The 24,933-nt window shown below is 43.3% G+C and carries 22 protein-coding genes and 1 riboswitch; of the genes, 19 read left to right on the top strand and 3 right to left on the bottom strand.

Features of this window, described 5'->3' with window-relative positions; translation table 11 throughout:
• The first annotated feature begins 34 nt into the window (after positions 1-34).
• The 5 genes from PJ15_RS09080 to lpxC all read left to right on the top strand — a co-directional run bounded on the left by PJ15_RS09080 (position 35) and on the right by lpxC (position 5,509).
• Positions 35-961, top strand: coding sequence for a D-alanine--D-alanine ligase (locus tag PJ15_RS09080; protein WP_004776253.1), 927 nt, complete (start codon positions 35-37; stop codon positions 959-961).
• 6 nt (positions 962-967) lie between these two features.
• Positions 968-1,825: a cell division protein FtsQ/DivIB gene (locus PJ15_RS09085; protein ID WP_047430029.1), complete on the top strand. Its 858-nt coding sequence runs from the start codon at positions 968-970 to the stop codon at positions 1,823-1,825.
• A 61-nt stretch (positions 1,826-1,886) separates the two neighbouring features.
• Positions 1,887-3,149, top strand: coding sequence for a cell division protein FtsA (ftsA, locus tag PJ15_RS09090; RefSeq protein WP_004776251.1), 1,263 nt, complete (start codon positions 1,887-1,889; stop codon positions 3,147-3,149).
• A gap of 164 nt (positions 3,150-3,313) precedes the next feature.
• The gene (ftsZ, locus tag PJ15_RS09095; RefSeq protein ID WP_047430032.1) at positions 3,314-4,495 is read left to right on the top strand and encodes a cell division protein FtsZ; all 1,182 of its coding nucleotides are present in this window, start codon (positions 3,314-3,316) and stop codon (positions 4,493-4,495) included.
• A gap of 111 nt (positions 4,496-4,606) precedes the next feature.
• Positions 4,607-5,509 (top strand): UDP-3-O-acyl-N-acetylglucosamine deacetylase, encoded by a 903-nt coding sequence (lpxC, locus tag PJ15_RS09100; protein WP_004776249.1) that lies wholly within the window; start codon positions 4,607-4,609, stop codon positions 5,507-5,509.
• Positions 5,510-5,607: 98 nt separating this feature from the next.
• On the opposite strand, the gene PJ15_RS09105 is transcribed toward lpxC, so the two are convergent.
• Positions 5,608-6,048 (bottom strand): DciA family protein, encoded by a 441-nt coding sequence (locus tag PJ15_RS09105; RefSeq protein WP_004776248.1) that lies wholly within the window; start codon positions 6,046-6,048, stop codon positions 5,608-5,610.
• A gap of 105 nt (positions 6,049-6,153) precedes the next feature.
• Between PJ15_RS09105 and PJ15_RS09110 the strand changes: the two genes are divergently transcribed.
• From PJ15_RS09110 to recJ, 11 genes are all read left to right on the top strand, one after another.
• Complete coding sequence (locus PJ15_RS09110; protein WP_005260156.1) at positions 6,154-6,855, top strand: M23 family metallopeptidase; 702 nt, start codon at positions 6,154-6,156, stop codon at positions 6,853-6,855.
• A 204-nt stretch (positions 6,856-7,059) separates the two neighbouring features.
• Positions 7,060-9,777: a pyruvate dehydrogenase (acetyl-transferring), homodimeric type gene (gene aceE, locus PJ15_RS09115; protein ID WP_005260155.1), complete on the top strand. Its 2,718-nt coding sequence runs from the start codon at positions 7,060-7,062 to the stop codon at positions 9,775-9,777.
• A gap of 2 nt (positions 9,778-9,779) precedes the next feature.
• Positions 9,780-11,744, top strand: coding sequence for a 2-oxo acid dehydrogenase subunit E2 (locus PJ15_RS09120; RefSeq protein ID WP_047430035.1), 1,965 nt, complete (start codon positions 9,780-9,782; stop codon positions 11,742-11,744).
• A gap of 138 nt (positions 11,745-11,882) precedes the next feature.
• Positions 11,883-12,170: a hypothetical protein gene (locus PJ15_RS09125; protein ID WP_047430038.1), complete on the top strand. Its 288-nt coding sequence runs from the start codon at positions 11,883-11,885 to the stop codon at positions 12,168-12,170.
• Positions 12,171-12,204: 34 nt separating this feature from the next.
• Positions 12,205-12,345, top strand: a riboswitch (yybP-ykoY riboswitch).
• An 84-nt stretch (positions 12,346-12,429) separates the two neighbouring features.
• Positions 12,430-13,005, top strand: a complete 576-nt coding sequence (locus tag PJ15_RS09130; RefSeq protein WP_047430040.1) for a TMEM165/GDT1 family protein — start codon at positions 12,430-12,432, stop codon at positions 13,003-13,005.
• 163 nt (positions 13,006-13,168) lie between these two features.
• On the top strand, positions 13,169-13,975 hold the full coding sequence (locus PJ15_RS09135) for an MBL fold metallo-hydrolase (protein WP_047430042.1): 807 nt from the start codon (positions 13,169-13,171) through the stop codon (positions 13,973-13,975).
• Positions 13,976-14,102: 127 nt separating this feature from the next.
• Positions 14,103-14,468 (top strand): YkgJ family cysteine cluster protein, encoded by a 366-nt coding sequence (locus PJ15_RS09140; RefSeq protein WP_047430045.1) that lies wholly within the window; start codon positions 14,103-14,105, stop codon positions 14,466-14,468.
• A 141-nt stretch (positions 14,469-14,609) separates the two neighbouring features.
• Positions 14,610-16,076: an IMP dehydrogenase gene (gene guaB / locus PJ15_RS09145; RefSeq protein ID WP_004776237.1), complete on the top strand. Its 1,467-nt coding sequence runs from the start codon at positions 14,610-14,612 to the stop codon at positions 16,074-16,076.
• Positions 16,077-16,204: 128 nt separating this feature from the next.
• Complete coding sequence (glmM, locus tag PJ15_RS09150) at positions 16,205-17,542, top strand: phosphoglucosamine mutase (protein WP_047430048.1); 1,338 nt, start codon at positions 16,205-16,207, stop codon at positions 17,540-17,542.
• Positions 17,543-17,554: 12 nt separating this feature from the next.
• Positions 17,555-18,205: a pyridoxamine 5'-phosphate oxidase gene (gene pdxH, locus PJ15_RS09155; protein WP_047430051.1), complete on the top strand. Its 651-nt coding sequence runs from the start codon at positions 17,555-17,557 to the stop codon at positions 18,203-18,205.
• Complete coding sequence (recJ, locus tag PJ15_RS09160) at positions 18,206-19,906, top strand: single-stranded-DNA-specific exonuclease RecJ (protein WP_047430053.1); 1,701 nt, start codon at positions 18,206-18,208, stop codon at positions 19,904-19,906.
• A gap of 47 nt (positions 19,907-19,953) precedes the next feature.
• Here the strand turns inward: recJ and PJ15_RS09165 are convergent, their stop codons facing one another.
• Together PJ15_RS09165 and PJ15_RS09170 are read right to left on the bottom strand one after the other, a co-directional pair.
• On the bottom strand, positions 19,954-20,811 hold the full coding sequence (locus PJ15_RS09165; protein ID WP_047430056.1) for a putative porin: 858 nt from the start codon (positions 20,809-20,811) through the stop codon (positions 19,954-19,956).
• A 199-nt stretch (positions 20,812-21,010) separates the two neighbouring features.
• Positions 21,011-21,823 carry a putative porin gene (locus PJ15_RS09170; RefSeq protein ID WP_004776230.1) on the bottom strand — a complete coding sequence of 271 codons (813 nt, stop codon included), beginning with the start codon at positions 21,821-21,823 and terminating at the stop codon, positions 21,011-21,013.
• A 418-nt stretch (positions 21,824-22,241) separates the two neighbouring features.
• On the opposite strand from PJ15_RS09170, the gene prfB reads away from it, so the two are divergent.
• From prfB to PJ15_RS09185, 3 genes are all read left to right on the top strand, one after another.
• Positions 22,242-23,337 (top strand): peptide chain release factor 2 gene (gene prfB, locus PJ15_RS09175; RefSeq protein WP_123775406.1). Its coding sequence is split into 2 segments (ribosomal slippage): positions 22,242-22,313 and positions 22,315-23,337, totalling 1,095 coding nucleotides; the frame shifts between segments, so codons are not numbered across the junction.
• A gap of 162 nt (positions 23,338-23,499) precedes the next feature.
• Positions 23,500-23,802 (top strand): ArsR/SmtB family transcription factor, encoded by a 303-nt coding sequence (locus PJ15_RS09180; protein WP_017196833.1) that lies wholly within the window; start codon positions 23,500-23,502, stop codon positions 23,800-23,802.
• A gap of 26 nt (positions 23,803-23,828) precedes the next feature.
• Entirely contained in the window at positions 23,829-24,893 is a 1,065-nt protein-coding gene (locus PJ15_RS09185; protein ID WP_047430059.1) for an alkene reductase, read from the top strand.
• The last annotated feature ends 40 nt before the right edge of the window (positions 24,894-24,933 follow it).

Raw genomic sequence — 24,933 nt, forward strand, 5'->3', positions numbered from 1 at the left:
ATATTAAAAGTTTTACAGTTTTAAGGATATAAACGTGTCAAATGCTGCGAAATTCGGCAAAGTTGCTGTGTTATTTGGTGGGAAATCGGCTGAGCGTGCGGTGTCATTGGACAGCGGTCAGGCCGTTTTAGATGCATTGTTGCGTTCGGGTGTGCAGGCAGAAGCATTTGATCCGCAAGATCGTAGTGTGACTGAGCTGGTGGGTTACGATCGTGCTTTTATCGTATTGCATGGTCGTGGCGGTGAAGATGGCCAAATTCAGGGTGTACTGGAATGGTTGAATATTCCATATACCGGTACTGGCGTGCAAGGTTCTGCAATTGGTATGGACAAAGTCAAAACCAAGCAAATCTGGCAAGGCAGTGATTTGCCGACTGCGCCTTACCGCATTATCACCAAAGACACCGATCTTGATCCGGTGATTGCTGAATTGGGTCTACCTGTCATTATCAAACCTGTACATGAAGGCTCAAGTGTTGGCATGAGTAAGGTTGAGAAAGCAGAAGACTTTGCTGCGGCTATTGAAAAAGCGACCCAACATGATGCTGTGGTTATGGCTGAAAAATGGATTACAGGTCGTGAATTCACGATTTCATTCCTGAATGGTCAGCCTTTGCCCGTGATTCGTTTACAACCACCAGCAGACGTTGCTTTTTATGACTATGAAGCAAAGTACCAGCGTAATGATGTGGAATATGGCATTCCTTGCGGTTTAAGCGAAGCAGAAGAGAAGAGCTTGCAAGCATTGTGCTTACGTGCTTTTCAGGCCGTGGGTGCCGAAGGATGGGGCCGTATTGATGCGATGCAGGATGAACAGGGTAATTTCTGGTTGTTGGAAGTTAATACCGTTCCAGGCATGACCAGCCACTCTCTCGTACCAAAAGCAGCGCAAGCCGTTGGTTATAATTTTGATCAGCTCTGTGTTGCGATTTTAGAGCAAACTTTAGCAAAGTCGGCTTAATTATTTATGGCTCAACTTCCTGCATCTATGCGTCGCAAAACGCGACCAGCCATTAGCTCGATTCACGAGAAACCGCCTACGCCTAAACAAAAGATGGTGAATGCGGGGGGCTGGGCATTACTTGTTATTGCATTCGCTGTACTGACATTAGGTCTGTTTGGCTTATATAAAGTCATGACGGATGCCAAAGTTGCAGAGTTGCAGGTGGTGGGAACCAATTCTGAAGTTGAAAATCAGCAATTAGTTAAATACCTAAATCCTGTCATTAAAGATAATTATTTCACTTCGGATTTAGAGCAGATTCGGGATCAGGCGTTAAAAGTATCTTGGGTTGATCATGTAGTGGTATCACGAGCTTGGCCAAATGCAATTCGGGTGCGGGTGATGCCGCGTCATGCGATTGCACGTTGGGGAACAGGGCGTTTGCTTAGTGATAATGGTGAAGTGTTTAGTGAGGCTGTTCCTCAAGCACATCCAAATTTGCCACTGTTACATGGGCCAGCCAGCCAATCCAAAATGATGATGCGTCGCTATAATGAAATTAACCAATTATTTCATCCAGCGAATTTAAGATTAAAAGAACTGTATTTAACTGAGCGTATGACCTGGTTTATGCAGTTTGATTCAGGTTTACGGATTATCGTGGATCAGGATCAAACCATGAACAAGCTCCAGCGCTTAAGCCATTTGGCACAAACAGATCTAAAACCTGTATGGTCGAAAATCACGGCAATTGACCTGCGTTACCGGAATGGTTTGGCCATTCAATGGAAAAATGCAGCTCCGCCAAAGATTGTCAACGGTCAGTTAGTTGTAACGATTGATGACACAAGCCTTGCAGGGGCAATTCAGGCAAAGCCATAATACGTGGCTTAAAATAAAGGGCAGTGGTCCTAAACAACACTAAAGATATGGTATTGAAGTAATGAGTGAAGCTGTTCCCTCAGTTGTTGCGATTGATATTGGGACTCATAAAGTCTCAGTTTTGATTGGTAAGGTCCATGCACCGGATAAGATACAGGTCATTGGCATGGCAACTGCTCGCAACCGAGGCATGGTTAAAGGCAAGATTGTCAGCTTGGACAAGGTCATTGCTGCGATTAAAAATGCAGTATCCGAAGCAGAGGATATGGCAGAGTGCCGTATTCATAGCGCATGGGTGTCTATCCCGAGTACTGAATTACAAAGTTTTTATGCATCAGGTCGTACCCCTGTAGCCAACCACGATCATATTATTACGACAAATGAAGTGGTGCGCGCATTAGAGTTGGCCAAAGCCAGCCATTTATCACCTGATTATTATCTTGCCAGCGCTGTTCCATTGGGCTTTGAACTCGGTGATTCGGCTGAGTGGGTGCAAAATCCTGTGAATATGTCTGCACATAGCATGACAGGTCATTATCAGTTGATGATGATGCCAATCAGCACCATGCAAAACCTTGATCGTGCCATGAAAGGGGCGAATATCGGGGTGGAGAAAATGGTGGTGTCTTGCTTGGCAACGGCTGAAGCAAGTTTGCTAAAAGACGAAAAAGAATATGGTGTATGTCTGGTTGATATCGGTGCAGGTATTACCAATATTGCAGTTTATCTGGATGGTCGATTGGCTTTAGCACGTACCTTGCCACGTGGTGGTGAGAATGTGACCCGTGATATTGCAGCTGTTTTACAAACCACGACTGAAGAAGCTGAACGCATCAAGATTTTACATGGCTGCGTCGATCTTAGTGTAGTAAAACCAGATCATATGATTCAGGTACAAGGCATTGATGGCACACAAACCATCAGTCGTATTGAACTTGCAGAAATCATCATTGCGCGTTATGAAGAAATCTTTAGCTTAATTCGTGAAGAACTGGAGCATAGTGGTGCAATTCATGGTTTATATCATGGTGTGGTACTGACTGGCGATGCGTGTCAAATTGAAGGTATGGTGAATTTGGCGCGTCGTACGTTAGGCGTATCTGCGCATCTGGGTAACCCTCCATTGCAAGTGTATGCGGATGATCAGCACTTACCAGCATTGCGTCGTTCAATGTACGCTACTGCGGCAGGTCTGTTGATGTTTAGCCAGAGTGATTTGCAAGATACGGTTGAAGAACCAGAAGAGGCCAGCGATCGTAGTTTTGTTGATCGGGTTGCCAATGGTTGGAATGCATTAAATAGCAAATTAAAGGCCATCTTTTAAGTTGTAGTTATTTTTGGGAAAATTTGTTAGGAAGTTGTTCTAAATCACCCACTGTACTTGACAATCTGGTGATTATTGAACAGCATCCTAAACATCAGTTGTTTAAAAATCAGGGCAGTAACGGGCTGAAGTAACTGCCATTAATATTAGGAAATCTAAAGGTCATGGCCTCATTTGAATTTATAGAAGATGAACTAGACAATGGCAACGGTCAAGCCCGTTTCACAGTATTTGGTGTGGGTGGTGGTGGCGGTAATGCTGTTCAACACATGGCACAGTCAGATATTCAAGGTGTAAAGTTCGTTTGTGCAAATACAGATAAACAAGCACTGGACAGCATGAACGCGCCATTCAAAATTCAATTGGGTGAACAAAGTACGCGTGGTTTAGGCGCTGGTGCGAATCCAGAAGTGGGTCAAATCGCAGCCGAAGAAAGCCGTGATGTGATCCGTCAGCACCTTGAAGGGACTGATATGGTCTTCGTAACCGCTGGTATGGGTGGTGGTACGGGTACAGGTGCTGCACCAGTTGTTGCTGAAGTTGCAAAAGAAATGGGTATCCTGACAGTTGGTGTGGTGACAACCCCATTCAACTTTGAAGGCCGTCGCCGTCAAAAGTCTGCTGAAAAAGGCATTGATGCCTTAGAAGCACATGTTGATTCATTGATTATTATTCCGAACCAGCGCTTACTCAGCGTATATGGCGATATCTCAATGAAAGATGCCTATAAAAAGGCAGATGATGTATTGTTGAACGCAGTTCGCAGTATTTTTGACCTTGTGGTCAATCGTGGTCACATTAACCTCGACTTCGCTGACTTGAAAACAGCGATGAGTACACGTGGTTATGCAATGATGGGTGCTGGTTTAGGCCGTGGTGAAGATCGTGCCCGTCAGGCAGCTGAACAGGCGATCCGTAGCCCATTGCTTGATAATGTGAATATTATCAACGCGAAAGGTGTGTTGATTAACATCACTGGTGGCGATGATATTACCTTGCGTGAAACTGAGATCATTACAGATGTCGTGAACCAGATTGTCGATCTTGATGAAGGTGAAATTTTCTACGGTACGGTATTCGATCCAGATGCACGTGATGAACTTCGTGTTACGGTTATAGCGACTGGTTTAACGCGTAATGCAAGTGAAGTTGATCAGAAGAGACGTACTGCAGCTTCGCATATCAGCGCTTCTCAAGTGGCACAACAACCTGTTGATGAAGACGACGTTCCAGCGATTAGTAAACGTGCAAATGTAGATGCTCCAGCGAGTGCTACAGCAAGTTCTACGCCACGTTCATCGCCAATGAGCATCCAAGACTACCTGAAAAATCAGCAACGTAAATAATAAAATCAGTTATTTAGAGAAAGGAGGCAATTAATTGCCTCCTTTTTTATTTTTTTAAAATGGCAAAATATGCTAAGTTATATCGGTTTTTGCAAATGAAGTTGGTATGGCATGTTGAAACAACGTACTCTCAAGCGTGTGGTGAAAGCGAGCGGGATTGGTTTGCACAGTGGTCAAAAGGTGCTGATCAATTTTGTTCCACACCATATTGATGGAGGTATTGTCTTTCGCCGTATCGACTTAAATCCCCCAGTGGATATCCCAGCCAATGCCTTGCTGATCCAAGAAGCATTTATGTGTTCAAATCTGGTGCGTGACGACATTAAAGTGGGAACCATTGAACATGTCATGAGTGCGATTGCCGGATTGGGAATCGACAACCTGATTGTCGAAGTGTCTGCTTCAGAAGTTCCGATTATGGATGGTAGTGCAGGGCCGTTTATCTATCTTCTCATGCAAGGTGAGCTGGCAGAGCAGGATGCGCCAAAGAAGTTCATCCGCATTTTAAAGCCAGTTGAAGCTTTAATTGATGATAAAAAAGCGATTTTCACGCCACATTCAGGTTTTCAGCTCAACTTCACCATCGATTTTGATCATCCCGCCTTTGCCAAAGAATACCAGTCAGCGACGATTGATTTCTCGACAGAAATCTTTGTGTATGAAGTAAGTGAAGCGCGAACGTTTGGTTTCATGAAAGATCTGGATTATCTCAAAGCCAATAATCTGGCCTTGGGTGCAAGTCTGGATAATGCCATTGGTGTAGATGATACGGGTGTGGTCAATGAGGAAGGATTACGCTTCGCCGACGAGTTTGTCCGTCACAAGATTTTAGATGCCGTAGGCGATTTGTATTTGCTCGGACATCAGATTATTGCCAAGTTTGATGGCTATAAGTCGGGTCATGCTTTGAATAATCAGTTATTACGCAATGTTCAAAATGATCCAAGCAGCTATGAAATTGTAACATTTAATAACGAGAATGATTGTCCGATTCCTTATGTTAGTGTGACATAAGTCCTTGTCTTTTATTGGCTATGTTATATTATAACAAATGAAAATGAGAATTTTGTCACAAAATATAATTATGTATTTCGATACTTAATGTATGAAGTTTACTTTTTATTGCTTGCCAAACGTAGTAGAGCTTGGCTAAGCTTAGGGTCGCTCACATATTCAGCGGCGCTACGCAATTGCTCTTGGGTCTCTGATGTAAGTGCTTTTGTTGGGGGAGAGGGTTCACGAGAGACAGCCTTTTTGTTTCTTAAGCGAACTTGGATTTTTCGTAATTCCTTGAGTCCTTCGAGCTGAGCTAACTGCGCAACATAGTTGCTTTGTAAATAGCTGAGTTGACTAATCATGGCCTGATTTTCACCAGTTATGATCAAAACGCCATGTTGATAACAAACAACTTGCCATTGCTCTGGTTGGGGCAATAACGGTTGAATAATTTTCGTAAGTTGTTTCCATTGTGTAACTTGCGTTGTCAGAAACGTTAAGTTTCCAGTTTTTATGTGTTGTCCTTTCTGTTGGAAAACGTTGTTAGGCTCAGACATAGAACTTCCTCGGAGGTAATGTGTCCATCTTAAGCGTTTGGTTCAGCTGTTATCAAGGAAGAGATGATAAAGGAACGTTTGAAGGACGGTTTCAAGAGGTTTTTTATGCATCATACGCGTCGTATTTTACTCGCATTTTCATTGGCTGCTTCAGCTGCTTCGGTTGCTTTTGCAGACTACCAGAACATTGGCCAGTCAACAGGTGATGACCGTTTAGAGCAATTATCAAAAACCTTGGCTCAAGGTTCTTATACTCATTCTGCTGATATGGATTTGCCAGCCGTTTCGAATGTATCGGTTAAATTACGTGAAAAAACCATTGAATTGAATAATGCGACGATCGAGAAAAAATACGGTCGTTCAGCGATTTCATCTCAGGATAATGCGCCTTCATTTTCTGCCAACACGGGTTATTCTTGGTTGGTAAGTCATCCTTTACAAGAAGGACGTGTGAGTTCTTCTTGGGGCAACCGTACTCTGCTCGGTTCAACTCGCCATCACTCTGGTCTGGATCTTGCTGCACCATCAGGTACACCAATTTATTCAACAGGCCCTGGTGTCGTGACTAAATCAGGCTGGGGTACAGGTTATGGTCAATATGTTGAAATTGATCATGGCAATGGTTATATCACTCGCTATGCACATGCATCACGTTTAATCGTGAATGCGGGTGACCGTGTAAGCGCAGGCGAGCATATTGCCAATGTTGGTTGTACGGGTCGTTGTACTGGCCCACATTTACATTTTGAAGTTGTGAAAGATGGTCAACGCAAAAACCCATCAACTTACCTCGCAATGTTGCCTTAATGTAATTTGTTAACAGTTGTATATAAATATTCAGAAAAATCGCCTTTATTGGCGATTTTTTATGTGTTTTGTTTCAATTCGGTCAATGACTATTTTGTCAGAAAATAATAAGGCGTTTTCCATTCAGCCAAGGCCATACCCCTTATAAAGCAAAACATGATAAAAATAGGGTCGACAAATAACTTAAGGGAAAAGGTGAATTGTATGGCGTTTTATGGCGACTCTGACGCGCAAGAAACCCAAGAATGGCAAGAAGCATTTGATTCTGTATTACAACACATGGGCACGGAACGAGCTGCTTTCTTACTAGAAAAACTCTATCAACGGGCAATTGCGAAACATGTGCCAATCCAGCGCTTAAACACACCTTACCTCAACACCATTTCAGTTGAAGAGCAACCAGCGATGCCTGGCGATCAGGATATGGAACGCCGTATCCGCGCATTGATTCGCTGGAATGCTTTGGCAATGGTATTACGTGCGAATAAAACGGGCGATGACCTCGGTGGTCACCTTGCAAGTTTCGCATCGTCTGCAACATTGTATGACGTTGGTTTTAACCATTTCTTCCGCGCAAACAGCGATAACTTTGGCGGCGACATGATTTATTACCAAGGTCACTGTGCGCCTGGTATTTATGCACGCTCTTTCCTTGAAGGTCGTTTAAACGAAGAACAGTTAAGTAATTTCCGTCGTGAAGTTGGCGGTAACGGTTTACCAAGCTATCCACATCCCTATTTAATGCCAGACTATTGGCAGTTCCCTACTGTATCGATGGGCCTAGGTCCAATCATGTCGATTTATCAGGCGCACATTCAAAAATATTTGATGAATCGTGGCTTGATCAAAGAAGAAGATCGTAAAGTCTGGGCTTATCTGGGCGATGGTGAGATGGATGAGCCAGAAAGTACAGGTGCAATTTCACTTGCTGGTCGTGAAAAGCTTGATAACCTGATTTGGGTCGTGAACTGTAACTTGCAGCGCTTAGATGGTCCTGTACGTGGTAACGGTAAAATTATTCAAGAATTAGAGTCTTTATTCCGTGGTGCGGGCTGGCGTGTCATTAAAGTTGTGTGGGGCCGTCATTGGGATCCACTTCTTGCAAAAGACAGCTCAGGCGCTTTAAAAGCGGTTATGGATGAAACAGTTGATGGTGAGTATCAACGCTATCAAGTGAAAGGCGGTGCATATACACGTGAGAAATTCTTTGGCAAGTACCCAGAAGCTGCGGAACTTGTAAAAGATTTAAGCGATGAAGATATCGACAATCTTAACCGTGGTGGTCATGATCCGTACAAAGTTTTTGCTGCCTATGCAGAAGCAATGAAAGCCAAAGGTCAACCAACCGTTATTCTTGCGAAAACGGTTAAAGGTTATGGTTTATCTGAAGAAATTGAAGCGGTGAACAAAACTCACCAAATCAAAAAAATGCAGATCGACTCTTTGAAATATGTACGTGACCGTTTCAACTTGCCATTTACAGACGATAAGTTAGAAGAGCTTCCATTCTACCGCCCAAGTGAAAACTCTCCAGAAATGAAGTACATGAAGGCGCGTCGTGAAGCATTAGGTGGTTACCTACCTGCACGTCGTAAAGAGAGTGAAACTTTAGCGATTCCTGAATTATCTGTATTTGATGCTGTATTAAATGGTTCTGGTGGTAAAGAGCAATCGACGACGATGCTGATGGTACGTTTAATTGCTGCTTTACTGAAAGAAAAAGCAATTAAAGACCGCGTAGTTCCAATCGTTCCAGATGAAGCACGTACATTTGGTTTAGAAGGTATGTTCCGTCAGTTGGGTATTTATGCCGCTCACGGTCAAAAATATACCCCAGAAGACCAAGAACAGTTAATGCATTACCGTGAAGCAAGTGACGGTCACATGTTGCAAGAAGGGATTAACGAAGCGGGTGCGATGAGCGCTTGGGCTGCGTTGGCAACCAGTTATTCAACCAATAACTTGCCAATGATTCCGATGTACATGTACTACTCAATGTTCGGTTTCCAACGTATTGGCGACATTGCATGGGCTGCGGGCGATGCACAGGCACAAGGTTTCTTGTTGGGTGCAACAGCTGGCCGTACCACATTGAACGGTGAAGGTTTACAGCACCAAGATGGTCATTCACATATTTTGGCGAACACGATTCCAAACTGTGTATCTTATGATCCATGTTTTGGTTATGAATTGGCTGTGATCGTACATGACGGTTTACAACGTATGTATGTGAACCAAGAGCGTGTGTTCTATTACTTAACCGTAATGAACGAAAACTACGAGCATCCTGCAATGCCAGAAGGCGCTGAGGAAGGCATTAAACGTGGTATGTACTTGTTCGAAAAAGATGAAAAAGCAACGGTTCAATTGCTTGGTTCAGGCGTTATTCTGCGTGAAGTGATTAAAGCTGCAAAAATCTTACGTGATGAATACCAGATTCACTCAAATGTTTGGAGCGTAACAAGCTTCAATGAGTTGTCACGTGACGGTATGGCATGTGAAGAATACAACCGTTTACACCCACTGACTGAAGAAGTGAAAGAGTCTTGGGTATCTAAACAGTTACGTGGTACAGAAGGTATCGTTGTTTCAGCAACAGACCATATGCGTGCGTATAGCGAACAAATCCGTGCATATCTTCCAGATGGTCGTCCATTTGTTGCATTAGGTACAGATGGTTATGGTCGTTCAGATACACGTGCAAACTTACGTAGTTTCTTTGGTGTTGATGCTGCGCATATCGTGGTTGCGACTTTGAAAAAACTCGCTGACGAAGGTGAAGTAGACGCACGTTTAGTCAAAGATGCAATTTCTAACTTTGAGTTAGATACGGATCGTCCAGTTGCATGGGCACCACAAGCGCATCCAGAAGTTCAAGCCGTTGCTGAATACAATGAAACACAAACAGGTGAGGGGAAATAATCATGCAAATCCAAGCACCTGATATTGGCGTAGATAAAGCGCTCGTTGCAGAAATCTTGGTCAAAGTAGGCGACCATGTTGCAGTTGACGATAGTCTTCTGGTTTTAGAGTCAGATAAGGCAACGGTAGAAGTACCAAGCACTGCGGCAGGTATCGTAAAAAGTATTCTGGTTAAACAGGGTGATGAAGTTACTGAAGGCGTCGCATTGATCGAACTAGAGTCTGAGTCTGCTGCTGAAGCCCCTGCGAACGAAGCACCGAAAGCGGAAGCGCCAAAAGCAGAAGCAAAACCTGTCGAAGCTGAAACAAAAGCACAACCAGCTGCCGCTCCAACAGCGACAGCAAGCCAGGTTGTGGATGTAAAAGTTCCAGATATTGGTGTAGAAAAAGCGTTAGTTGCAGAAGTATTGGTCAAAGTTGGTGATCAGATTGAACCTGAACAAAGTATTGTTGTGGTTGAATCGGACAAGGCGACTGTAGAAGTACCAAGCTCGGTTGCGGGGATTGTGGAAGCGATCCAGATTAAAGAAGGCGATAGCATCAAAGAAGGCGTGGTATTGATTCAGGTCAAGACTGCGAGCGCCGCAACGTCATCTGAACCGCAAGCAGCCTCTGCTCAAACAGAAGCGCCAGTCGCAACTACAGAAGCACCAGCTGCAAGCAATACCTCAACAGGTAATGTTGAAATTGAAGTACCAGATCTAGGTGTAGAAAAAGCACTTGTTTCAGAAATTTTGGTCAATGTCGGTGATCGTGTTGAAGCTCAACAAAGCCTATGCGTGGTTGAGTCAGATAAGGCGTCTGTTGAAGTGCCAAGCTCAGTAGCAGGGATTGTGAAAGCAATCCATGTCTCTGCTAATCAAGAGGTTCGTCAAGGCGTGGCTTTGGCAACGATTGAGGTGAGTGGTCAGGCCGCTGCTCCAGCAGCACCAAAAGCTCAACCAGCCGCTGCACCTTCTGCTCAAGCAGCACCAGCAAAACCACAGGCAGCAGAGACAGCAGCACCAAGTGCGCCAGCGCAAGCTGAGAAGCTGACCAAAGAGCAAGAAGCAGAAAATGCGAAGGTTTATGCAGGCCCTGCCGTGCGTAAACTAGCACGTGAATTAGGCGTTATTCTTGGTCAGGTGAAGGCTTCAGGTGAACATGGTCGCGTAATGAAGGACGATGTTTTTGCTTATGTAAAAGCACGTCTCACGACAGCGCAGCCAGCACCTTCTGCTCAAGCAGCACCAGTGGCTTCGGGCTTACCGAAGTTGCCAGACTTTGGTGCATTTGGTGGCGGTGAAGTGAAAGCAATGACGCGTTTACAGCAAGTATCTGTACCGCAGTTGTCATTGAATAACTTTATTCCTCAAGTCACCCAGTTCGATTTGGCTGATATCACAGAGCTTGAAGCGTGGCGTGGAGAGCTTAAAGACGGCTTTAAAAAGCAGGGTCTGAGCTTAACTATTTTGGCCTTTATTGCCAAAGCAGTTGCGCACTTGCTGAAAGAAGAACCTTATTTCGCAGGCCATTTGGCTGATGATCAGAAGTCAGTATTGTTACGTAACGAAATTCATATGGGTATTGCTGTGGCGACCCCAGATGGTTTGACTGTTCCAGTGCTGCGTAATCCTGACCAGAAGTCAATTAAGCAAATCGCGACAGAACTGGCTGAACTGAGCCAGAAAGCGCGTGACCGCAAATTGTCACCGAAAGATTTGCAAGGTGCTAACTTCACGATTACCAGCTTAGGTAGTATTGGTGGTACTGCATTTACGCCGTTGGTGAACTGGCCACAAGTTGCGATTCTAGGTATTTCACCAGCAACCATGCAGCCTGTATGGAATGGTAAAGACTTTGATCCGCGCTTAATGTTGCCATTGTCATTGTCTTATGACCATCGTGTGATTAATGGTGCAGATGCAGCACGCTTTACCAATAAGCTGACCAAGTTACTCAAAGATATTCGTAGCTTATTGCTCTAATATCTTTTGAATCTAGAAAACCTCGCATCAGCGGGGTTTTCTGTTTTTAGGATGACAAAATTGTGGCTTTATTTGTAAATACTTTTCTCTAGAATACGGTTCTATCTATAAGAAATTTCTTTGAGATCAGGAGCAAGGATGTTGATGATTTATCGGGTAATGTTGCCATTATTGCTGGTTGTTTTTGTATTGATGGGCTTATGGGTGAGTTTCTTACATTTTCCCTGGGACTGGGTCATGTACGCCGTCATGGGACTGGAAGTGCTGGTCGCGACCGTGGTGATGGCAATGGAATATCAGGCACAGCATGTCGGTGGTGCAAGTGGCTGGGGCAGTTTTGGTTTTCTTGGTCTCAGTGCCTATCTGGCATTTTTTCTGGGGCTTGTCCGTATCTTGGTCTGGGGTTACCAAAAATTTTGGGCTTAACGATTCAAAAGCATTTTATTGTTTGATAGAATGGCGTTACTTCATTGGGGAGTAGCCGCTCTTTACGCAAAGTAAAGAGGTGATGATCAACATAATTGTTCAACAGAACATGGTCATCATAGCAAAGAACCAAGAACAGCTTTTCAGCTGTGCTTTTGTTGGCAAGACCTTTGATTTACCACTCTGCATCAATCTATTTGATTTTGGCTAGCAGGAGGGGTAGGTCATCGGTATATTTTGCTAGCCAGAGCATTCAACTATGTATGAATTCCTCATCTCCACATCAATTGTTGCCCTTGCTGAAATGGGCGATAAAACGCAATTGCTTGCATTATTACTTGCTGCACGTTTCCGTAAACCCGTTCCGATCTTAATTGCGATCTTGCTTGCTACCACCATTAACCACGGTATTTCGGCTGTCTTAGGTCAATGGATTACGACCGTCCTGAGCCCTGAAATTCTGTTATGGATTCTCGCACTCGGCTTTATCGGTATGGCAATCTGGATGCTGATCCCGGATGAGTTGGGTGATGAAAGTGAGAGCATTAATAAATGGCAGAAATTCGGCGTCTTTGGTGCAACCTTCATCTTATTCTTTTTGGCTGAAATTGGTGATAAAACTCAAATTGCAACAGTGGCGTTAGCGGCACGTTTTGACAGTGTGTTCTGGGTCATGTGTGGAACAACGTTTGGTATGATGATTGCCAACGCACCTGCGGTCTTTATCGGCGATAAGCTGGCAGATAAATTACCGATCTCCCTGATTCATAAAATTGGTGCCGCAATCTTCTTGGTGGTGGGTATTTCAACTTTGGTTCAGCATTATTTCTTTTAATTTTTCCCTGCATTTATTGTTTAAAGACCCATCCAGATGTGATGGGTCTTGTTTTATAAATCATGATAAAAATCCAATATCAGATTGAAACCCAAATCAAATCCCATTATTTTATTATGGAATTAAAAATATTTCATATTTAAAGAATTTTTCTGGGGTCGCTATGAGTTTCGAACGAACAACATCACAAATATTATTTGATAATGGCACACACAAATGCATCAGTTTTACCAGTCTGGTCAAAGGGGAAGGCATTCAGGCCAATCAGTTTTTAATTATTGACCATGATCGGGCCGCAGTTTTAGATCCAGGTGGTGACTTGACCTATGTGCCATTAACCATGGAGCTGAATCGCTATACCAAACTGAAAAATCTGGACTATGTGATGGCCTCACACCAAGATCCTGACATTATTACTTCGATGCCACGCTGGTTGGTGTATACCGATGCCAAAGTCGTGGCCTCTAAACTGTGGGCACGTTTTTTACCGCATCTGAACTCTGCTTTTATGAGTGATCGTATGAAAGGCAATTGGGAAGAACGCCTGATTGAGTTATCGGATACGGGACAAATCATTCCTTTGGGCGAATCTGCCATTGTTGCCGTGCCTGCACATTTCCTGCATTCAGTTGGCAACTTTCAGTTCTATGACCCTACTGCAAAAATTTTATTTTCAGGGGATATGGGGGCTTCGATTGTTGACGATGCCAGCTTACCAATTGCTGACTTTGATGCGCATATCAAAAAAATGAAAGGCTTTCATCAGCGCTATATGTGTTCCAATAAAGTGATTCGTTTGTGGGTCAATATGGTTCGGCAGATGGATCTGGAGATGATTGTGCCACAGCACGGGACCGCTTTTATTGGTAAAGAGATGATCAATCAATTTCTAGACTGGATCGAAACGCTGGAATGTGGCGTAGATCTGATGAATGAATATGTTTTTAGTTTGCCGACTGAAATGAGCTAAATTCTAAGTCTGGAGAATGACTGAAAAATACATAAATTGCTGATTCAGCACTCTTGTCGCCACCAATAAATTTTCTTAGGATATCATCGGATAAAGGATTGAATTTGATAACGAGAATCTTAAGAAAATGTTGTCTCAAATTGCGACACCAGATGCGTGTGTCAGTTGCGGTGCGTGCTGTGCAAATTACCGTGTTTCTTTCTATTGGGCCGAGGCGGAACAAATCCCTGAGCACATGGTTGAACCACTTACAGCAGTCTATTCCTGTATGAAGGGAACCAATCAGGCACAAGTTAGATGTGTGGCCTTGCAAGGCGAAGTGGGACAGCAAGTAAGTTGTTCCATCTATCCATTTCGGAGTTCAAGTTGCAAGGAAGTGCAGATTGCCGATTCACATTGTAACAAAGCACGGCTGGCCCATAATCTGATTCCACTGGTCACGATTGAGCAGCAGTCCTCTGAAAATAATGATAATTTCGATCAGGTTTGCTAACAGGATTTATTGGATTCGGAAGCAATAAGCATCCATCAGACAGCTTTTTAAGCAATGATTGAAATTATTTTCATCATAGAAAATGAAAATCACATCGAAATTTGTTTATAATAGCTCACGGAAATTACCAGTGAGATTGTTATGCTGACCATCGTTCAAGAAGCGTTAACCTTCGATGATGTCTTATTACTTCCTGCCTACTCAACTGTTCTCCCAAAAGATGTCTCCTTAAAGACACGTTTAACTCGCGGAATTCAACTTAATATCCCTCTCGTTTCTGCTGCAATGGATACAGTGACTGAATCACGTATGGCGATTGCAATGGCGCAAAACGGTGGTATGGGGATTTTGCACAAAAACATGGATATTGCAGCACAAGCCGCTGAAGTCCGTCGTGTGAAAAAATTTGAAGCAGGTATGGTGAAAGATCCAATCACCGTGACACCTGAGACAACAGTTCGTGAACTTATCGCGATCACTCAAGCGAATAATATTAGCGGTGTGCCTGTTGTAAAAGATGGCAAAGTAGTGGGTATTGTCACAGGACGTGATACACGCTTTGAAACCAATCTTGAACAGCCTGTAAGCAACATCATGACCGGTCAAGACCGTTTGGTGACTGTTCGTGAAGGCGAATCAAAAGAAAATATTCAAGCTTTGCTACAAAAGCATCGTATTGAAAAAGTGTTAGTGATTGGTGAAAACCATGAGCTGAAAGGCTTAATTACGGTCACTGACTTCCGTAAAGCTGAAAGCTATCCAAACAGCTGTAAAGATGATCTTGGCCGTTTACGTGTTGGTGCTGCTGTCGGTACAGGTGCTGAAACACCAAGCCGTGTAGAAGCATTAGTTGATGCGGGTGTCGATGCAATTGTCGTTGATACTGCACATGGCCACTCAGCAGGTGTAATTGAACGTGTACGTTGGGTAAAAGCAAACTACCCGCAAGTTCAAGTGATTGGCGGAAACATTGCAACAGGTGATGCAGCATTGGCATTGCTTGATGCAGGTGCAGATGCAGTTAAAGTGGGTATCGGTCCTGGTTCGATCTGTACGACACGTATTGTTGCTGGTATTGGTATGCCACAGATTTCTGCCATTGATAGCGTTGCCAATGCACTGAAAGATCAGATTCCTTTGATTGCCGATGGTGGTATCCGTTTCTCGGGTGACATGGCGAAAGCGATTGGCGCAGGTGCGAGCACGATTATGGTCGGTTCACTCCTAGCTGGAACCGAGGAAGCCCCTGGTGAAGTTGAATTCTTCCAAGGCCGTTACTACAAAGCATACCGTGGTATGGGTTCATTAGGCGCGATGGCAGGCGTATCTGGTTCTGCTGACCGTTACTTCCAAGACGCTAAAGCGGGTGCTGAGAAATTAGTACCAGAAGGGATCGAAGGCCGAGTTCCATATAAAGGTCCAATGGGTAACATCGTACACCAAATGATGGGCGGTTTACGTTCATCAATGGGTTATACGGGTTCATCTGTGATTGAAGATCTTCGTCAAAATGCGAAATTTGTCAAAATTACTTCAGCAGGTATGTCTGAATCGCATGTGCATGACGTGACTATTACCAAGGAAGCGCCAAACTATCGAGTTGGTTGATTTTTGGTAATTTTGCCGATCGAAAAACCGTCAGTACACTGACGGTTTTTTTTGTTTTGGTGTAAAGTGAACAAGATGAAGAAAGATATGGTTACAGGCCATATAAAAGATAAGAAAGTGAGTAAAACATGAGCTATTTTGGTACTGACGGAATTCGAGGCAAGTTTGGACAAATGCCAATTACCCCAGAGTTCGCATTAAAACTAGGTTTTGCCGCAGGAACAGTATTAAAAAGAAATAGTCCTAAGAGTAAGCCGATAGTTGTATTAGGGAAAGATACACGTTTATCTGGTTATATTCTGGAAGCTGCATTACAGGCGGGTTTAAATGCGGCAGGTGTTTATGTGCATCTGTTGGGGCCTTTGCCGACACCAGCGATCGCACATTTAACGCGTGCACTACATGCGCATGCAGGTATCGTGATCTCAGCTTCACATAACCCATATTTCGATAACGGGATTAAGTTCTTCTCAAGCGAAGGGAAGAAATTACCTGATGCCATTCAGGATCAGATCAATCAGGAATTAGAGAAAGACCTGATTATTGATGACACAGCAAATCTAGGTAAAAGCGTACGTGTCAAAGATGCCAATGGTCGTTATATCGAATTTTGTAAATCGACATTCCCATACCATTTTGACCTACGTAACTTAAAAATCGTGGTGGATTGTGCCAATGGGGCTGCTTATAGCGTAGGCCCATCAGTATTCCGTGAATTAGGTGCGAAAGTTATCCCACTGTTTAATGAGCCAGACGGTTTAAATATTAATGAAAACTGTGGTTCAACCCATCCTGAACAATTGCAAAAAGCAGTGATCGAACATCAGGCGGATCTTGGTATTGCGTTTGATGGTGATGCAGATCGTGTGGTGATGGTTGATAAAAATGGTCAATTGGTTGATGGTGACCATATCCTGTATATCCTTGCGACACAGGCAAGCCACAAGCCAGCAGGTGTTGTCGGCACTGTGATGAGCAACATGGCACTGGAACTTGCCTTACAAAAGGCTGAAGTTGGCTTTGTCCGTGCCAAAGTGGGTGACCGTTATGTGTTACAGGCGTTAGAAGAAAACAACTGGGTGACAGGTGGTGAGCCTTCAGGCCATATTTTAACGCTGGATAAGAGTACTACTGGTGATGCGATCATTGCTGCGCTTCAGGTCTTAACCGTAATGGTTGAACAAGGTAAGGCTCTACATGAGCTGGTTGCAGGTTTTGAACTGTTCCCGCAAGTTTTGGTGAATGTCCGTTTACAGGATATGATTGATCCATACTCGATTCCTGCACTGGTTGCAGAATTTGAAAAAGCAGAGCAGCAACTGAAAGGCCGTGGTCGACTGTTGATTCGTAAGTCAGGTACAGAGCCTGTTATTCGTGTCATGGTGGAAGGCGATCAGCAACAAGAAGTTGAAGCACTGGCCAATCATTTGGCTGATGCGGTACGTGCTCACGCCCAAGCTGCTTAAGAGAGTTCCAGCATGAATGATGTGATTAAAGACCTGAGTGAATTACGTTTAAGTTACGAGCAAGGTGAATTACATGAAACCCAAGTGAGTGAGCAGCCTCACTTGCAGTTTTTAAACTGGTTTAATCATGCCCTTGCAGCGAATTTGCATGAACCTTATGCCATGTCTTTAGCAACAGCAAATGCACAAGGCCGCCCGCATGTGCGTACGGTTTTGTTGCGTGGCGCGACAGAAGCGGGTTATGACTTTTATACCAATTATGACAGTCAGAAAGGCTTGGATCTTGCTGAAAATCCTTATGCTGAATTGTTATTTTACTGGCCTAGTCTGGAACGTCAGGTACGGATTGGCGGCAAAGTCGTAAAGATTTCTGAACAGGAATCGACTGACTATTACCATAAACGTCCGCGTGATAGCCAGATCGCAGCGCATATCAGCACACCACAGAGTGGCGTGATTGAGAGTCGTGAAGTACTGCAACAACGCTTTCAAGAATTACAGAGCCAAGCCCAAGCTGAACTGGATAAACCTGAGTTTTGGGGCGGTTACCGCTTAGAAGCTGATTATTATGAGTTCTGGCAGGGGCGACCAAATCGCTTACATGATCGTTTGAGTTATGAAAAACAAAATGATCACTGGGCCCTACAACGTTTGATGCCATAAATGACGCAGATTCAAATTCAAAAAAGACCTTTAATTACACGCCCTGAACAGTTTCAGGGCGTGCCTGCTTTTATTGCTGAAATTCTGGCAAGACGGGGCGTGCAATCAGAACAAGAGCTTGAACTAAAACTGAAACACTTGTTACCTCCAGCACTAAAAGGCTTGGAGACGGCAGTTGAGTTGATGGATCAGGCGATCGATCAACAAAAACAGATTGTGATTGTCGGGGATTATGATGCGGATGGGGCAACCAGTACTGCATTGATGGTGCTGGTTTTAAAAGAAATGGGCGCCAAAGTGGATTATCTGGTGCCTGACCGCTTTAAATACGGTTATGGACTCACTCCAGCAATTGCAGAACTGGCCCAGCAAAGTTATCAGCCTGATCTTTTGATCACCGTAGATAATGGTATTTCCAGCCATGCAGGCGTGGAAACGGCACAGGCATTGGGAATGCAGGTGATCATTACCGATCACCACTTAACCACTAAACCTACACCAACTGCTGAAGCGGTTGTGAATCCAAATCAGCTAGGTTGCGAATTTTCCAGTAAAGCACTGGCTGGGGTAGGTGTCGCCTTCTATGTGCTGGCTCGATTGGCAAGTTTACGTACTCAGCAAGGTAAAACGACCAGCAAGGTCACGCAGTATCTGGATCTGGTGGCATTGGGAACCTACGCCGATGTTGCAACACTGGACTATAACAATCGTATCCTGATTGATGCTGGTTTAAAGCGAATTCAGCAACATCAATGTCGTGCGGGTATTTTAGCTTTACTGGATATTGCTGGGCGTGATCCTGCTAGTCTGCGAGCACAAGATTTAGGTTTTGTTGTCGGGCCTCGCATTAATGCCGCAGGTCGCATGGAAAGCATGCGTATCGGGATCGAATGTCTGCTTGCGGCAGACATGGAAACGGCTTATCCACTTGCGCAGCAATTGAATCAATTGAATATCGAGCGCCGTCAGGTTGAAGGTGAGATGAAGCAACAGGCGATGCAAGCCTTGCAACATATTCAACTGGAGACTACGCATTTGCCTGCCGCATTGGTGATGTTTGATGAACAATGGCATCAGGGTGTGATTGGAATTGTTGCAGGGCGCTTAAAGGAACAGTTCCATCGTCCGAGTCTGGTGTTTGCACCTGATGAAGATGGTGTACATATCAAGGGTTCAGCACGTTCGATTGAAGGTATTCATATCCGCGATACCATCGAGCAGGTGGCTGAACAATATCCTCATTTGGTCAGTCATTTTGGTGGTCATGCTGCGGCAGCAGGTTTGACCCTGAAAAAAGAAAATTTTGATACCTTCAAAACCGTATTTACTCGGTCAATTGCAGAGATGGATGAAGATTTATTTCAGGCGACTTTGTGGACCGACGGTGAGTTGACCGATGTCGATCTGCATTTAGGTACGCTGGACTGGATCGAGCAACTGGGGCCGTGGGGACAAAAATTTCCATTACCGCAATTTGAAGGACGTTTCAAAGTCATTGATTATCGCTGGTTGAAAGAGCAGCACCTGAAATTGAAACTGGCTGTCGGGCCGCATTCTGTGGACGCCATTGCCTTTAATGCAAAAGATCGTTTTGGATTTGATCCAATGTTGGGTTATGTCGATCTGGTTTATACGTTGGAACGTAATGTATTTAATGGCAATACCAGTCTGCAATTGCAAATCGCCCATTTAAAACAATAAAAAAAATCCGCTCAATTAGAGCGGATTTTTAAATTCATAGGTTGTGATTAGAAACGAGCTGTTCCATTGAGACCATATGAGTCTGCACCATCTGTCGTGGTATAACCGACACCTACAGCAAATTGCGGATTAAGGAATTTTTGCGCACGAATATTGAAAATACTGTCTGAATCTTTCAGCGTCGAATCAGCAAATGAGATACCGATACTCAAAGTTGGATCAAGATATAAATCTGCACCTAAACGATATGTTGTTTCATCGCCAATATAGCTGAGTGCTTCAAAATTGGTGTAGTAGCCGCCCACTTGCGTGACATATTTGGCACGTAAGGAAATAGCAGTATCATCCTTTTCTTCAGAAACAATGGCAGAGTTGGCAATATTCGTCATAAAGCCATATTGAGCAATTTGTATTGGATCAATACTATCTGACAGATCTGCAACACCTGCCGCAAGTAATAAACCATGAACTGGCAGAAAACCCGCTTCTAGATGATAGCCATGACCATTTTCAGAGTGAGAACCCACTCCATTAATAGTTGTTTTAACATTGGTACGGTGTAAAGCACCAGACAGATAGAATTGAGAATCCGGGATATAGAACTCACCTTGCAGACCTAAGATGTTAAATTGTAGGTCACCAAAACCTTCGTCATCTTTCAGTTTGCTATAGGCATAGCCGCCGCCAATATTGGATGCTCTATCCAGAAAAGCTGCTTCTGCTAAAGGTGCATTACGGGTTTGTACGGGATTAAAATAATATTTTCCTGTAACGACAGCGCTATTTCCTTTGCCATCGTCCATGTTGATCCGTTCATATGATCCCTTCGTTTCGGTCTGATAGGCATGGGCATTGATTGCAAAACATGCACTGATCAGTGCTGTAAGAAGACTTAATTTTTTCATTGCTACTTCCCCTCGATTAAAAAGAATACAAATTTTGTTACGGGCTGTAGTGTATTCAAAAATCTGAAAGCGTCAATTCTTAAAGAGGGAATAAAAGTATAAGCAAAAGAAAAGTTGATGCTGTTAAAAAAACTGGCCCAATAAGAAACGCCCTGAATATTCAGGGCGTTTCTTGTGTGTTGCTACTGGGCTTCATGTATTAGAAGCGGTATGCACCACGAAGACCGAATGAAGTGTAGTCATTGTCAATATACGATTTATCGTTACCGAAGCCTACACGACCTTCTAAACTTACTTGTTGATTGAAGAATTTCTTCGCAGAAATACCCCATTCATTTGAGTTAACGATTGTGTCGTCATACTTAAGTTTTTGATAATCCACACCAACGCTTAAAGTTTTGTCGATGAAGTAATCACCTTTTAATTTCACTTCTTTGTTGTCACCAAAAGCAGTGTAAGCTTCCAAGTTCACGTCATTTTGACCAACTTGAGTTACATATTTGGCACGAAGTGTTGGGCTAGTTTCACGGTCGCCGTCTTTTACGTCAACAGTTTTTGCACCCGCAGCAACTAATAAGCCTGGAGCTGGTAAGTAACCAACTTCACCTGAGTAATGGTTAATTTTTAATTTGTCTTCGTCAGTTGCATATTTAGAATTTGGTTTGATTTCTTCACGGCCAATATTACCGCTTAAATAGAAATCACTGTTTGGAACAAAGTATTCAATACCTGCGCCATACTGGTTGTTTTTGAATGCATCATCTTCTTCATGAGCGTACTGTGCTTTCACGTTGCTAGCACGGTCAAGGAAAGCTGCTTCTGCAAGTGGTGCATTACGTGTTTGTACTGGATTAAAGTAATACTTACCATCTACGCTGAAACGATCATTATCACCAAAACGATCTTGGTCTTTATAGGTATAAGAACCACCGACTTCAGCTTGATAAGCATGAGCAGTGCCTGTTACTGCTAAAGCAGAGAGTAGTGCTGATGCAATTGCTAATTTTTTCATGGTTATGCCCCTTTTGAGATAATGAACCAAATGAATGTTGATTACATGTTTTGTTACAACTCCCAGTCTAATTGAAATAACAAGAGCGTCAATCGTAGGAACGTAAGTGGACTGTACGAATGTAAGTGACTTGTAAAATTGACAAAGCATATTATTGATATTTAATTATAAATTTGAATTGTTTTGAATTATTAAAACTTAGGAGAGATTGTGTTTATGGCTATTTTTAAGACAAATTTAGATGAATTGTTAAGCAATTTAAACTCAAATAAGGCGAGTTTAGCCAATTGTTTATACTGAATAGCTAACTTGAAATATTATTTTTTTAAACAAATAAAGCCAAAATAAGGGTGCTGTGTCGACCAAAACAGTTATGTTAAAATAGCGGATTAAGTGAAAAAGTTGTGAGAAAACACGCGTGGAAATTAATCCGTATTTAGTCCAATTGAAAGATTTATCTGATCGTAGCCAAACACTACGGGGGTATCTTTGACTACGATCTAAAAGTTGAACGTTTAGAAGAAGTTTTAAGAGAATTAGAAGACCCTGCGATTTGGAATGATCAAAACCGTGCTCAAGCTATCGCAAAAGAAAAGGGCAGTTTAGAAAATACCATTGGTGTATTTGATCGTCTTGCTGAACAGCTCGATGATGCTAAAGCGATGCTTGATCTTGCTGTTGAAGCGGATGATGAAAGCTTGCTTGTCGATGTACAGGCTGAATTAGACAGTGCTGAACAGGCTTTAGGTAATCTTGAATTCCGCCGTATGTTTAGCAATCCGATGGACCCAAATCCTTGCTTCCTTGAAATCCAGTCAGGTTCTGGTGGTACAGAGGCACAAGATTGGGCGTCGATGTTATTGCGTATGTATTTGCGCTGGATTGAACGTCACGGCTTTAAAGCGGAATTGATGGAAGTTTCTGATGGGGATGTTGCAGGGATTAAATCTGCGACCATTCGCGTAGATGGCGAGTTCGCTTATGGCTGGTTACGTACCGAAAGTGGTGTTCACCGTTTAGTACGCAAATCACCATTTGACAGTAACAATAACCGTCATACTTCATTCTCGGCCGTGTTCATTTCACCTGAGATTGATGACAATATCGAAATTGATATTAATCCTTCGGATGTCCGTACCGATACTTACCGTGCTTCGGGTGCGGGTGGTCAGCACATTAACAAAACTGACTCTGCGGTACGTTTAACTCACGCACCAACAGGTATTGTGGTGGCGTGTCAGAACCAGCGTTCTCAACATGCTAACCGTGATCACGCATGGAAACAGTTACGTGCCAAACTCTATGAATTAGAGATGAGCAAACGTAATGAAGCTGCGCAAGCGCTGGAAGACTCAAAGTCTGATATTGGTTGGGGCAGCCAGATTCGTTCTTATGTTTTAGACGATTCACGTATCAAAGACTTGCGTACCAGTGTAGAAACTTCGAATACCAAAGCAGTTTTAGATGGTGATCTCGATAAATTTATCGAAGCAAGTTTGAAGCAAGGTTTATAAGTTTTAATCCAATTAAAACGGCAATCTCGTTCAGCATCGCCCAGTTAATCGAAAAAATATGATATTAATATCGGAAAAAATAGATATTAATATTTAAAAAGTTCGATATACTGGGTTTAGATGCTGAACAAAGCTTTGCCTGTTGAGAAGCGTGGTGAGTCTATGGATATTGATGTAATAAGCAAGGCCTTAGCCAATCCATTACGTCGACAGATTTTGCAATGGTTGAAAGAGCCTGAGCAATTTTTACCGGTACAAGAATGTGGTGGCAGTTTCGAACGGGGCGTATGTGCAGGGCACATCGAACGTTTAGGAAAGGTTGCACAGTCGACTATGTCGAATCATTTGTCTGTGTTACAGCAGGCAGGTTTGATTAATGTCGAAAAATATGGGCAATGGTCCTATTTTACCCGCAATGAAGCTTTGATTCAGCAATACATCGAACATTTAAAACAAACACTTTAAATCAAGAAGTGTAAGTTGAGGCGATCATGGCTGAACTAAATTCTGCGTTACAAGTAGGTGATTTTACAATTAAAAACCGTCTGGTTTTAGCACCTCTAACCAGAGCACGTAGTGGTGCACAACGTATTCCGAACGATTTAATGGTGGAATATTATCAACAGCGTGCCAATGCGGGCTTAATTCTTACTGAAGCGACTGTCATCAGTCCCAAAGCAGCAGGTTATGCCAATACCCCGGGCTTATGGTCACAAGAACAGGCTCAGGCATGGCACAAAATTGTAGATGCTGTGCATGCACAAGGCTCGAAAATTGTGGTTCAGTTATGGCATGTTGGACGTATTTCACATCCAGACTTACTGGATGGCGATACGCCTGTCGCACCAAGCGCGATTCAACCTGCAGGTGAAGTGAGCTTACTTCGTCCAAAACGTCCTTTTGTAACCCCTCGTGCTTTATCGCATGAAGAAATTCAGGAAATTGTTGCGCAATATAAACATTCTGCAGAATTGGCAAAAGCAGCTGGTTTTGATGGTGTTGAATTGCATGCTGCCAATGGTTATTTGATCGATCAGTTCCTGCAAAGCACTACCAACCAACGTAATGATGAATACGGCGGCCCAATTGAAAACCGTGCGCGTTTATTATTGCAAGTGGTCGATGCATTCATTGAAGTATGGGGCGCGGGTCGTGTTGGTGTGCATCTTGCACCACGTGGTGATTCCCATGATATGGGTGATGAAAATCCATTGGCAACGTTTGGTTATGTGGTTGAGCAATTGGATCAACGCAATATTGGCTTTATTTTCACACGTGAATATGAAGCAGAAGACAGCTTAATGCCAAAATTACGCCCTAAATTTAAAGGTGTATGGATTGCCAATGAAAGCCTCACTGCCGAATCAGCGAAACGTATTTTGGCAACTGGACAGGCGGATGCCGTTTCATTTGGTAAACAATATATTGCAAACCCAGATTTACTGGATCGTTTGCAGCATGACTTACCATTAAATCCGCTTCAGCCACAAACATTATATGGTGCAGGTGCGGAAGGTTATACCGATTATCCTGTATTTGAAAAGTTAGAAGCTTAATCTGCTTTAAAACTTTAAAAAATTTTAAAACTTTAAAAAA

The organism is Acinetobacter sp. neg1, assembly GCF_000788125.1.
Taxonomy (GTDB): Bacteria; Pseudomonadota; Gammaproteobacteria; order Pseudomonadales; family Moraxellaceae; genus Acinetobacter; species Acinetobacter vivianii.